Genomic DNA, 11810 nt, shown 5'->3' on the forward strand with positions numbered 1-11810 from the left:
CGGAAGACGACGATAACAGGTAAGTTAACCACCTGATGTCCACTGGCGAAGGTTCACCAAAGGACGTCGACAACAGAGGCTGCCCCCATGCCGATACCCCGACTCAACTGCGACGTTGGCGAGAGCTTTGGTGCCTGGAAGATGGGCCGTGACGCCGACGTGATGCCCTATATCGACTGCGCCAATATCGCCTGCGGCTTCCACGCCGGTGACCCTGACGTGATGCGGCGCACCGTAGGCTACGCCGTGGCCAACGAGGTGCTGGTCGGCGCCCACCCCGGCTATCCCGACCTGGTGGGCTTTGGCCGGCGCAGCCTGGCGGTGTCCCCGAGCGAAGCCGAGAACCTGCTGCTCTACCAGATCGGTGCCCTCGACGGCGTCTGTCGTGCCGAGGGCATCAGGGTCGGCTACGTCAAGCCCCACGGCGCGCTCTACAACGACATGGCCACCAATATGGAATTGCTGCGCGCCACCATGCGGGCGGTCAAGGCCTATGACGAAAGCCTGCCGCTGTTGGTGATGTCCACCGCCGACACCGCCGCAGTGAGGGCGCTGGCCGAGGAGGAGGGCGTCAGCCTGTGGTTCGAGGTGTTCGCCGACCGTGCCTATGACGGCGAAGGTCGGCTGGTGTCCCGGCGTGAGCCAGACGCGGTGCATCACGATGAGGACACCATCGTCGGCCAGGCGGTGACCCTGGCCCGGGGCGAGGCGCTGACCGCCCGCGACGGCACCAAACTGGTCCTTCCCGCCGATACTCTGTGCGTGCACGGCGACAACGAGAGTTCAGTAGCGGCGGTGCGCGCCATCCGTGAGGCCTTCGACCAGCTGGAGGGGGCATGACGCCGAGCCCACGTCTTGAGACAGTCGCCTTCGACAGCCTGATCGTGCGGCTGTTCGACGCCATCGACGAGTCGCATATGCCCTGGGTGCTGGCGGCGGTGGACGCCATCCGCGAACGGCTGGGCGAGGATGCCCTGGAGGTGGTGCCGTCCTACACCACGGTGCTGGTGCAGCTCGATATCCACAGACTGTCGCTTGGCGAGGCCCGAGCGCGCCTCGGCGAGGCCCTGGCGAACCTTTCGCCCCGGGCGACGGAGGACGGCAGCCTGCACGAGATCCCGGTGTGGTATGACGCAAGCGTCGGCCCTGAGCTTGAGCTGATCGCTCAGCGCGCAGGCATCACCGCCGACCAGGTCATCGAGCGCCACTGTGCCCACGACTACAGCGTGTTCGCGCTGGGATTTGCCCCCGGCTACGGCTTCATGGGACTGGTCGAGGACGCCCTGGCCACGCCTCGACTCAAGACACCGCGCCAGAAGGTGGCCGCGGGCAGCGTCGGCATCGCCGATCGCCAGACCGCCGTCTATCCCGCGCCGTCGCCTGGCGGCTGGAACCTGATCGGACGCACCGCCACCCGGCTGTTCGATCGCGAGCGCGAGGGTTACATCCTGTTCAAGCCCGGCGATCGCGTGCGCTTTGTGGCCATCGACCGCGCCACCTTCGAGGCGCAGGGTGGCGACACCACTCCCCAACCCCCGGCCGAGGAGAGCGGCGCATGAGTCTCAAGGTGGAACGCGCAGGTCCCCTGGCGCTGGTGGTCGATGGTGGTCGTCAGGGTGTGCGCCATCTGGGCGTGACCCAGGGCGGTGCCATGGACTGGATGGCGCTGGGCTGGGCTAACTGGCTGCTGGGTAATGCCCCGGACGCCCCCGGCATCGAGATCATGGTGGGCGGCCTTGCGCTGGTGGCCGAGGCCGACGTGAGCGTGGCGCTGGCCGGGGCCGACCTGGGCGCGACTCTGGACGGCGAACCCATGACTTTGGCGGAACCGGTAACGCTCAAGCGTGGTCAGCGGCTGGTGTTCGAGAGGCCGAAAAGTGGCCTGCGCACCTATCTGGCACTGCCGGGCGGGATCGAGGCGAGCGCCATCATGGGCAGCGTCACGAGCACCGTGCGTGAAGGGCTCGGTGGCCTCGACGGTTTCGGCAAGCCGCTGGCCCAGGGCGACGTGCTGACGCCAAAGCAGGATCGGCCCTCGGGCGGCGATCGTCGCCTGCCACGGCGGGACGCCGACAAGGGGCAGCGGGACGCTGATCGAGAGCAGGGGGCTCAGGTCACGGCAAGCGACGGGCCACTGGCGCTGTCGCTGGTGCCCGGGGCCCAGATCGCGAGCTTCTCGGGCACCAGCCTGTATCGCGCCTTCAATGACGTCTGGACGCTGGATCAGCGCGCCGATCGCATGGGGATTCGCCTGACCGGGCCGCAGCTTGAGGGCAGCATGAGCGGTATGGTGTCGGAGGGCATTCCGCTGGGGGCGGTGCAGGTACCGCCGGACGGCCAGCCGATCATTCTGATGAACGACCGCCAGACCATCGGCGGCTACCCGCGCCTGGGGGCGCTGACCCCGCTGGCCTGCGCCCGTCTGGCCCAGTGCCTGCCTGGCACCGAGGTGCGCCTGGTGCCGGAGTCGCCGGAGCGTGCCCGCGATGACCATCTGAGGCAGCTTGCGCGTTGGGAGTAGGGGCGGAGGGCTGCCCTCCAACAAGGCCTTGCAGCGGATTCCGATGCAGCAGCAGGCGAGGGTAGCGGTCGGGCCGAAACGCAAAGCGCCCCGTTCATGGACGGGGCGCTTTTCCTTCATTTGGGTCAGTGGCTAGAAACGATAGCTCAGGGTAGCGCTGACGCTGCGCTCGGCGCCGAAGTAGCAGAATTCGAGCGAGTTGCAGGAGGCCACGTAGTCCTCGTCCAGCAGGTTGCTGACGTTGAGGCGGCCGCTGACGTTGGTCAGCCCCACCTGGCTGAAGTCATAGCCCAGGGTGGCGTCGACCAGGGTGTAGTCCGGGACCGACTTGGTGTTGTCGCGGTCGGCCTGGATATCGGCGTGGTAGCGCACCCCGAGGCCGGTGTTGAGCCCGGCCAGCGGTCCCTTGAGGAAGTCGTAGTAGCCCCACACCGAGGCGATGTGCTTGGGCGAGTAGATGGCGTCGTTGCCTTCCTCGCTGGGGTCATCGCTTTCGGCGTAGGTGATGTCGGTGTAGGCGTAGCCGGCCTGGAGGCTCAGTGCCTCGGTGAGCTGAGTGCGCGCCTCAAGCTCGATCCCCTGGGATTCGATCTCGCCCACGGCGCGATACGGATCGGTGGGCTGCTCCTTGGTGGCCACGTTTTCCTGGGTGATATGGAACAGGGCGATGGAGTACTGGTCCCGAGTACCCAACGGCTGGTACTTGAGCCCGGTTTCCACCTGCTCGCCCTCCATCGGCTCGAGCAGATCGCCGGAGGCATCGACGAAGCTGGTCGGGGTGAAGGCGGTCGAGTAGCTGGCGTAGGGCGAGACGCCGTTGTCGAAGGCGTAGAGCAGGCCAGCGCGGCCGCTGAACTGGGTTTCGTCGAGATCCGAACTGTCGCCGCTATCGAGGTTGGTGTTCTCGATATCGACCCAGTCATAGCGGCCACCCAGGGTCAGGTGCCAGCGATCCCAGCTGATCTGGTCCTGCAGGTAGACGCCGGTCTGGTCGAGTTCGTGCTTCTCGCGGGTGGTCACGACGATATCGCCGATGGGGCCAGCACCGTAGCTCGGGTTGAAGGCGTCGATGTTGGGGAAGGTGCCCCCGGACCAGACCACGTCGTTCTCGCGGGTCTGGTAATCGAACCCGGTCAGCACCCGGTGCTCGAAGCCGCCGGTGGAAAAGTTGGCTTCGAGCTGGTTGTCCACGGTCCAGGCCTCGAGATCCTCGTCGGCGCCGGAGTAGTAGCGGTTGAGCTCGGTGTCGTTGGCCCAGCCGTAGGCGTAGACCTGATCCATCTCGACGTCGGATTCCAGATACTTGAGCTTCTGGCGAGCGGTGATGCCGTTGCCGAAACGGTGCTCCAGCTCATAGCCCAGCAGGGTCTGGTCGCGCTCGAAGTTGTCGTAGTCGTCCTCGCCCTCGAAGAAGGTGTTGTCGATATGCCCGCCGGCATGGCTGGTCACCGTGCCGTCGTAGGGCAGACCGGCGTGATAGCCGCCCTCGGGCTCACGCGAGACGTAGGCGTTGAGGTTGAGGGTGGTGGCGTCGGTGATGTCCCAGGTCAGCGACGGCGCGATGGCGTAGCTTTCTTCTTCGGCTTGATCGAACTGGGTATCCGAGGAACGGGCGATGCCGGTCAGGCGGAAGGCGGCACGCTGGCCTTCGTCGACGCTGCCGGTGACGTCGAAGGCGGCGCGCTGCTGGTCATTGTTGCCGAAGCCGACCTGCACCTCGCCGGTGGGGGTGTCGCTGAACTCAGGGCGCTTGCTGGTCAGCGCCACCAGGCCGCCGGGGGAGGCGCGACCATAGAGCACCGAGGCCGGCCCCTTTACCACCTCGATGCTTTCGAGCATCCAGGGGTCGACCTTCAGCGAGCTGAAGCTGTTGGTGTCGCCCATCAGCTTGAGGCCATCGAGGAAGGTATTGCTCAGGCTGCCGTCGGAGAAGCCCCGCAGTACCAGATAGTCGTAGCGGTTGGACGACCCGAGCTGGTTGGTATAGACCCCGGGGGTGTAGTCCAGCGCCCGCTGCACGGTCTGGGCACCACGTCGCTCGATCTGTTCGGCGCTGACCGTCGAGGTGGCCTGGGGCGTCTCGAGGAAGGGCGTATCGGTCTTGGTGGCGGCCTGGCCGGTAACCGTCATGGTGCCCAGTTCGGTACTGGTGGAGGTGCCAGCATTGACGGCATTGTCACTGAGGGTGGTCTGGGCCAGTGCGGCGGAGGATACGCTGGCCGCCAGCAGCGCCGGGCCAGCTTTCAAGGCGAAAGGTTTCAGGGCGAAAGGCGTCAGCGCGAAGGGCAGGGTCGAGGTGATACGCATGTTGTCGCTTACCATTGGGAGCAGGGAAAGGCGCCGCGGGGTAGGCACCTGAACAAAGCGGTCATGTTTCGGTAATGCGAATTATTACATTTTGCGAGTGGGCCTGTTTATGCGCGGCGCCAAGAACCTTATGCGTGGTGACAGGACCTGCGCCGATAATGAAACCTCAGTAGACAAGTGCGATCGGCGTAGCGAGTGCTATCGGCGTAGCGAGTGCTAGCTGATGTAGTGGATCCATTCATCGACGAAGCACCGCCCGACGGCTGGGTGCCGTTGCGGTGTACTGTGTCCAGTTGAGGTCTCTGGGGGAGAGGTGCCCAGGGGGCTGGGCGAAGGGCGAAGGCTCTGGAAGCGTCTAGCCAACGTCGCGGGGTGAGACTCCGAAGCGCCGCCGAAAGGCAGTGGAAAAGTTGGAGGCGTGGCTGTAGCCGCTCTCGAAAGCGGCCTGCTGCACGCTGGCGCCCTGGGCCAGCAGCTCGTGGGCCAGGGTCAGTCTGCGTTCTCGCAGGTAGTCGAAGACCGAAACGCCGAACAGGCGCTGGAACTTGGCGCGCAGGCCCGAGGCGCTCATGGACGCCATCGCCGCCAGCTGCTCGAGGCAGTAGGACTCGGCGGGAAAGTCGTGCAGCCGCTGGCGGATCCGCTCCAGCCGCTGGCGCTCCGGCAGGGGCAGGTCACCGCGCTGGCGCGGGCCGGGATGTCGCAGGCCGTGGGCCAGTAGTTGCAGGCCAATGGCCTCCATCAAGAGCTGGCGCTGGCCGGGGGAAGGCTGCGGCATGACCGCCTGTTCGAGCATCGGCGCCAGGTAGCCGGGCAGTGGCCAGACGTGCAGATGGGGACGCGGGGCGTCGAGCAGTTCGGTGATGTCCGGGCGCTGGCTCAACGAGGCGATCGCAGCCTGGTCCAGCGACAGGTTCAGGGTGCGCAACCGCTGCCCCTCATCCTGATGCACGCGCAGGGAAACCTGATCGGCGAGCCGGGCGCTCAGTGCGCTGCCGGCGGTGAGCCGCTGCCGCCGTCCTCCGGTGTCGACCACGATGGCGCCTTCCATCACCACGCACACAAACAGCGGCGAGGCCATGGTGGAGCAGGAGTCGTAGGGCTTGAGCACCTCGACATCGGAAAAGGTCAGATGCCAGCCGCTGCGCACCTCTTCCTCGATGACGCGGCCTCTGAGAATTTCCAGGTGGTGGGCCACCGCCGGGAAGCGGGCGCCGTCGAAGCGGTAGTCGATGCCATGGCGCTGGCCAAAGCGTAGAAAGTCCCGCGCGCGGATGACCCGGGTATCACCAAGTCCCGCGGCGGCCCCGGCCAGCGGGCGCGAGCGAGGCTGATCACCACTCGACTCGCAGGCCTGCGCGTGGCTTGCAGTGCTCATCTTCAGCTTGCGACCAGGCGGCGGGCGTCGCCGCGAGAGGGGAAGGTCTGCACCACTTCCCCCGTGCTCTGGGGCATCGCTGTGGTCCTGGGCTGCCTGACCTTGTTGCCGGTCGTGCTGCTGGTCTTGTTGCTGGTCGTGCTGCTCGCCCTGGCAACGGCGGCATCGTCCAGCGGGCAGTTGCCGCAGCAGCCGAAGTCCTCGAGTCGATAGCGCAGGCAGCACAGCCGCCGTGTGCGCTGGGTCTCTCCGTGTTCGTCGGGCAGGTAGCGCACCGGCATGAACAGGGGATTGCGCCGGCCATCCGGGTAGACCCGGTGGTCGATCAGGCGCAGCGCCTCGTCGCCGAGCCCAGGTGAGGCCATGGGGTGGTGCACTGCAGCCTTGGCAAAGTACTCGAAGTAGTTGCCGAAGTTGCTCCAGAACACCTTGGGGGAGGCCCCGGAGACGCAGCCCAGCATGTCGACCAGCGGTGCCACATGCCCCTGCAGCAGGCGTTCGAAGCGCTCGAAGGCGTCGAGCGACCCCAGCGGGGTGCCTTCGTGGGGCAGGGCGATGCCAGTCGTCTGGCCGCTGTCGCTGAGATACAGGCCCATCTGATCCAGCGCTACCGGCAGGTCGCGCTCCAGCAGCAGGTTGGAGGCCAGGGTATGGGCGGCCATGGCGCTGAAATGCCACTTGGACCAGAGCGAGGCCACCGCCTTGAGGTCATCGCCCTGGTACTGGGCGGCGAAGCGCTCGAGCAATTCGTCCAGCACGCCAGGTTCGAGCAGACGCTCGGCAGGCATGGCGTCGTCGGGTAGCTCGGCCGCGACGGTGGGTACGGCAAGGTGTTCCAGGGGACCGCAATACAGACGAGGCAGCGCTGATGTCATGGGGTGTCCTGCAGGCCGGAGGCTTGAGGTCATAAGACCAACGGTGCACACCATAAATTAAATGCGAATTGTTATCAAGAATATTGCCGATAGCCGGCGTCGATCGACTGAACGCTGGCGGCCCGCCAGACCTGGCTGGGGCTGGGCCCCTGGTCGATATCCGAGCACATGTCGATCCGTGCAAGCGTGAGGGTATGGCAATGGACGACCAGCTCACCGCTCGCTCCCCCGCCCTTGCCCTTGCCCTTGCCATCGCCGGACTGGCGCCAGCGCCAGACCTGACGGCGGTATTGCGGTTCGTTGTCGCCGTCGTTGTTGTTGTCGTTGTATGTGTGCTGGCCGGGCATCTCTTGCGGGTCCAGGGCGTTGTCCTCCACCAGCGCCAGTTCGACGCAGGGCAGGGCCGAGTCCCTGGCCAGCCACTGGAGCGCGGCGACCTCGGCGCACTGCTGGGCCGGGGTCAGGTGGGAGGCTCCGCGATAGCCGGGCAGGAAGCGCTGCCCCTGCGCCTCGGCTTGCAGCATGGGCAACGCCTGGTCGGGCTCGATACGCCCGTATTTGCGCACCGGTGACAGCAGGATGATGCTCGCGGCGAAGCGGCAACCGCCCAGGTGGCTGCTCTCCCAGACGTCGAAGGGCAGGCGATGTTCCTCCACGGCGCGGGCCAGCGCCTTGTAGCTGCGATAGCCGTAGCGCGCGCAGCACTTGTCCTTCTTGCCGTGGGTGCAGCACAGCACCAGGTCGTGGTGCTGTGGGATGGACGGCCAGCGCTCGAGATCCTCGCCCGCCGCCAGCGCCTCGACAAAGGCCCGCAGTGCGCTGCGCTCGAGCTGGAGACGCCGACGCTCCGGCATCAGGATCACCTCGTGGACCTCGGCAGGCTGATCACGACGATGGATCAGATTGACCCGACGACCGCTGGCGGCCAGGGCGTCGAGTTGTGCTGCCAGCTCGGGGGGCATGTCGCTGGCGTGGCGCAGGTTGCGCTGCCACCTGGCCCGGGGCCAGCTGATCAAGAGGTTGCGCTCGGCGTGGGCGCCGCTGCCAGGCAGCGGATCCCCCGCTTCGCGAGACAGGTCGGTGCAGAAGACGTGGCTCATGGCCTCGGCCCTGACGTTGTCGAAAGATGCATTGCCTGAGTGTGCGACGCCGGCGACTCGTCGGTTGGTTTCTGCCGCGGCGTCTGCGATTCACGGCGCCCCAGCAAAGGTACGCACAGCGGCTTGCCGCTTTCCGGGTCGACCATGACGTGGGCCTCCAGGTCGAAGACGCGCTTCAGATTGTCGGCGGTGAACACTTCTCGCGGCGCGCCGCTGGTGAGGATGCGGCCGTCGCGCATCATCACCAGCTCGTCGGCGTAGGCGGCGGCCAGGTTGAGGTCGTGCAGCACCAAAAGCAGGGTGCGCCCCTGGTCGTGGGCCAGTCCCGAGAGCAACTCCAGCAGGTCCACCTGGACCTTGAGGTCAAGAAAGGTGGTGGGCTCATCGAGCAGGATCAGGTCGGTCTGCTGGGCCAGCACCATGGCGATCCAGCAGCGCTGGCGCTGTCCACCGGACAGGGTGTCGACGTGGCGTTCGGCGAACTCGGTGACCCGGGTGTAGGCCATCGCCTGCTTGACCACCTCTGCGTCGCGACGGGCATCGCGTTGCCACAGGCGCTGGTGGGGAAAGCGTCCCATCGCCACCAGCTGGCGCACGCTCAGCCCCTCCGGTGCCGTCGGCCCCTGGGGCAGCAGCCCCAGATGCTGGGCGACCTCGCGGGTGGAGCGACGGTGAATATCCTGACCGTCGAGCAGCACCTGGCCGCCCTGGGGCTTCAAGGTGCGTGCCAGGGTCTTCAGCAGGGTCGACTTGCCGCTACCGTTGGGACCGAGCAGCACCGTCAGCTTGCCTGGTGCCACCGCGATATCCACCCCGTCCAGTACCAGCCGTTCCTCGTAGCCGACCTTGAGAGATTGCCCCGCCAATGGGTGGTCAAGCGCGGACGCCGCGGTCGATCCGTCTGACGACACGCCTGACGATGCATCGGACCGGTGTTGGGGTGCCGCGCTGGAAGAGGGTGTGGTCGGCAAAGAAGGCTGAGATGAGGTCATGCAAGGCCCGCCTGGGGGTGTGTGGCAGCAGCACGGTATGACAAAAAATTCTCATTTTCAATCCGGCCAGGCCCGTATCGGCGCGGTTTGTCGGCATGGCGCGCGGCGTTTTAGCACAGTGTGTTGTTAGCTTATGCCGAACGAATGGTTCGCATTTCGTGGACATCAGGAAAGCGATTAATTAGGATAATCGTTCTCATTTGTATGTGAGATGGCAATAAACGACGCAATGCGGCATCGAGGCTTCGGTAAGGTGCGGCCCTTCGGGAGGGTGGCGAATCGCATCGCCACCGCTCGCCGGGAGCGGCAGCACGGGGCAGGGACGACGTCCGAGAGCAACGTCCTGGCGTGAGGGACTCGCCAGACCTCGAGTCAGCGTTTGCGCGATCATTCGATTTAGCAAAAGGAACGATGCACGACATGAAACGTCATGCTCTCTGGCCCACCGTTTCACTGCTTGGCCTGGTGGCCGCACAGCAGGTCGCGGCGCAGACCTCCGTCGATACCTCTTCCTCGAACGGCGCCCGTGCCGACGAGGCCCCGACCATGGTGGTGACCGCCTCGCGGACCAATACCACCGCGGAAGATTCGCCGCAGACCGTGCGCATCATCAGCGAGGAGGAGATCGCCCAGCAGCTGGACGTGACCACCGACTCCTCCCAGATTCTGAGCAACCTGCTGCCATCCTATTCGCCCAACCGCCAGAAGATGACCGGCAGCGGCGAGACCCTGAGGGGCCGCACACCGCTGTTTCTGATCGACGGCATTCCCCAGTCGAATCCGCTGCGTCCGACCGGTCGTGAGGCCCATACCATCGATTTCTCCCAGGTGGAGCAGATCGAGGTGATCCAGGGCGCCAACGCCACCAATGGCGTCGGCGCAGCCGGCGGGGTGATCAACATCATCACCAAGCGTCCGGAGCCGGGTTCCTTCAATCAGCACTTCGGCGTGCAGATGACCACCCCGACCAGCGAGCTGGACGAGGACACCCTGAGCTACAAGACCGACTACGGCTTCAGCGGCAACAAGGGCAACGTCGACTACCTGTTTGGTCTGAGCTACGAGGACCAGGGGCTGTACCTGGACGCCAAGGACGACCCGGTCGGTGTCGACAACACCCAGGGCGACCTGATGGACTCGCGCAGCTATGACCTGCTCGGCAAGATTGCCTACTGGATCGACGATGACCAGCGCATCCAGTTCACCCTCAATCACTATGACATCGAAGGTCACAACGACTACGTCAGCGTGACCGGCGATCGCGACGCCGGGATTCCGACCACCTCCGTGCGTGGCACCCCCGAGGGCGACGCCCCCTTCAATGAGGTCTGGACCACTGGGCTTAGCTACGAGAACTACGACCTGGCCGGCATGCACCTTAGCGCCCAGGCCTACTATCAGGACTACGAGGCGTTGTTCGGCGCCACCGACTCCAGCAGCTTCCAGGATCCGTCACTGGCGCCGGTAGGCACCTACTACGACCAGAGCTCGGCCAAGACCGAGAAGTTCGGCACCAAGATCTCGCTGACCAAGGACGACCTGTGGAATGACCGGCTCAAGCTGACCGGTGGCTTCGATACGCTGTTCGACGAGACCGAGCAGTACCTGTATCAGAGCAACCGCACCTACGTGCCGCCCACCGATTACACCGACCTGTCGCCGTTCTTCCAGGCCGAACTGCAGCCGATCGACTCGTTGCTGCTGTCCGCCGGGGTGCGTTATGAGTACGCCGAGCTGGATATCGATGACTATCAGACGGTGTGGGCCAACAATGGCGTCGACGTCGAGGGCGGCAATCCCGACTTCGACGAGACGCTCTACAACGTCGGCGCGGTGTGGAAGCCGGTCGATCGCGTCAGCCTGTTCGCCAACTACTCCGAAGGCTTCTCGATCCCTGATGTTGGTCGTGCGCTGCGCGGCATCGATACCCCGGGACAGTCCGTCGACAGTATCGACAACCTGCGTCCCATCGTGACCGAGAACGTCGAGACCGGCGTGCGCTTCGAAGGGGATCGCCTGTCGGCAGAGCTGAGCTACTACGAGTCCACCTCCGACTTCGGCAGCCGCCTGACCGAAGAAGACGGCGTCTTCATCATGAACCGCCAGGAGACCCAGATCACCGGTATCGAGGCCTCGGTGGACTACGCCTTTACCGAGCGCCACTCCGGTCGCCTGGCCTACTCCCACATGACCGGGCTGTATGACAGCGACGACGATGGCGACCTCGATGCCGAACTGTCCGGCCTGGATGTCTCGCCGGATCGTCTGATCGGTAGCTGGTCCGCCAACTGGACCGACAAGGTGTCCACCTTCCTCCAGGCCAACTACTCGTTCGATGAGACCTATGACGAGGACGATCGCGAGTTCGACGGCTATCTGCTGGTGGACGCAGCGGTGGGCTACCAACTGCCTACCGGCAAGCTGAATGTGGGCGTGTCCAACCTGCTCGACGAGGACTACATCACCTACTACTCCCAGAGCGCGCTGGTCAACGACGACCGTTACTTCGCCGGTCGTGGTCGTACCCTGACGGTAGGGTATAGCGTCGACTTCTAAAGGCTGCGTTTGTAAGCACTACGGCTGGAAAGCGCTACTTTTCGTAAGCGCCGCTAGTCGGCTGACCCGGACCGCCGCCAG

At 65.4% G+C, this 11810-nt stretch carries 9 protein-coding genes; 4 read left to right on the forward strand and 5 right to left on the reverse strand.

Annotated features, from left to right (window positions below; genetic code table 11):
• Positions 1 to 87: 87 nt before the first annotated feature.
• From NFH97_RS14170 to NFH97_RS14180, 3 genes are read left to right on the forward strand one after another with little or no spacing between them, the layout of a single operon-like run.
• The gene (locus tag NFH97_RS14170; RefSeq protein WP_349624984.1) at positions 88 to 840 is read left to right on the forward strand and encodes a 5-oxoprolinase subunit PxpA; all 753 of its coding nucleotides are present in this window, start codon (positions 88 to 90) and stop codon (positions 838 to 840) included.
• Positions 837 to 1559 carry a 5-oxoprolinase subunit PxpB gene (gene pxpB, locus NFH97_RS14175; RefSeq protein WP_349624985.1) on the forward strand — a complete coding sequence of 241 codons (723 nt, stop codon included), beginning with the start codon at positions 837 to 839 and terminating at the stop codon, positions 1557 to 1559. Before NFH97_RS14170 ends, pxpB begins: the two co-directional genes overlap by 4 nt.
• Positions 1556 to 2521 carry a 5-oxoprolinase subunit C family protein gene (locus NFH97_RS14180; protein WP_349624986.1) on the forward strand — a complete coding sequence of 322 codons (966 nt, stop codon included), beginning with the start codon at positions 1556 to 1558 and terminating at the stop codon, positions 2519 to 2521. Before pxpB ends, NFH97_RS14180 begins: the two co-directional genes overlap by 4 nt.
• 132 nt (positions 2522 to 2653) lie before the next feature.
• On the opposite strand, the gene NFH97_RS14185 is transcribed toward NFH97_RS14180, so the two are convergent.
• The 5 genes from NFH97_RS14185 to NFH97_RS14205 all read right to left on the reverse strand — a co-directional run bounded on the left by NFH97_RS14185 (position 2654) and on the right by NFH97_RS14205 (position 9047).
• Positions 2654 to 4828, reverse strand: a complete 2175-nt coding sequence (locus NFH97_RS14185) for a TonB-dependent siderophore receptor (RefSeq protein ID WP_502878694.1) — start codon at positions 4826 to 4828, stop codon at positions 2654 to 2656.
• Between the two features lie 355 nt (positions 4829 to 5183).
• Positions 5184 to 6206, reverse strand: a complete 1023-nt coding sequence (locus NFH97_RS14190) for a helix-turn-helix transcriptional regulator (protein ID WP_348814705.1) — start codon at positions 6204 to 6206, stop codon at positions 5184 to 5186.
• Positions 6207 to 6208: 2 nt separating this feature from the next.
• Positions 6209 to 7081, reverse strand: a complete 873-nt coding sequence (gene fhuF, locus NFH97_RS14195; RefSeq protein WP_349624987.1) for a siderophore-iron reductase FhuF — start codon at positions 7079 to 7081, stop codon at positions 6209 to 6211.
• Between the two features lie 74 nt (positions 7082 to 7155).
• Positions 7156 to 8181: a ferredoxin family protein gene (locus NFH97_RS14200; RefSeq protein WP_349624988.1), complete on the reverse strand. Its 1026-nt coding sequence runs from the start codon at positions 8179 to 8181 to the stop codon at positions 7156 to 7158.
• Entirely contained in the window at positions 8178 to 9047 is an 870-nt protein-coding gene (locus tag NFH97_RS14205) for an ABC transporter ATP-binding protein (protein ID WP_349624989.1), read from the reverse strand. The genes NFH97_RS14200 and NFH97_RS14205 overlap by 4 nt, the downstream gene beginning before the upstream one ends.
• Before the next feature lie 546 nt (positions 9048 to 9593).
• Between NFH97_RS14205 and NFH97_RS14210 the strand changes: the two genes are divergently transcribed.
• Positions 9594 to 11729, forward strand: a complete 2136-nt coding sequence (locus tag NFH97_RS14210; protein WP_124803174.1) for a TonB-dependent receptor — start codon at positions 9594 to 9596, stop codon at positions 11727 to 11729.
• Positions 11730 to 11810 lie beyond the last annotated feature (81 nt).

The organism is Halomonas sp. SCS19 (genome assembly GCF_040147015.1).
Taxonomy (GTDB): domain Bacteria; phylum Pseudomonadota; class Gammaproteobacteria; order Pseudomonadales; family Halomonadaceae; genus Halomonas; species Halomonas litopenaei.

Excerpts from the sequence above, each read along its gene's own strand:
- pxpB (WP_349624985.1), top strand. The coding sequence starts at position 837 with ATGACGCCGAGCCCACGTCTTGAGACAGTCGCCTTCGACAGCCTGATC.
- NFH97_RS14185 (WP_502878694.1), bottom strand. The coding sequence starts at position 4,828 with ATGCGTATCACCTCGACCCTGCCCTTCGCGCTGACGCCTTTCGCCCTG.
- NFH97_RS14190 (WP_348814705.1), bottom strand. The coding sequence starts at position 6,206 with ATGAGCACTGCAAGCCACGCGCAGGCCTGCGAGTCGAGTGGTGATCAG.
- NFH97_RS14210 (WP_124803174.1), top strand. The coding sequence starts at position 9,594 with ATGAAACGTCATGCTCTCTGGCCCACCGTTTCACTGCTTGGCCTGGTG.
- NFH97_RS14170 (WP_349624984.1), top strand. The coding sequence starts at position 88 with ATGCCGATACCCCGACTCAACTGCGACGTTGGCGAGAGCTTTGGTGCC.
- NFH97_RS14180 (WP_349624986.1), top strand. The coding sequence starts at position 1,556 with ATGAGTCTCAAGGTGGAACGCGCAGGTCCCCTGGCGCTGGTGGTCGAT.
- fhuF (WP_349624987.1), bottom strand. The coding sequence starts at position 7,081 with ATGACATCAGCGCTGCCTCGTCTGTATTGCGGTCCCCTGGAACACCTT.
- NFH97_RS14200 (WP_349624988.1), bottom strand. The coding sequence starts at position 8,181 with ATGAGCCACGTCTTCTGCACCGACCTGTCTCGCGAAGCGGGGGATCCG.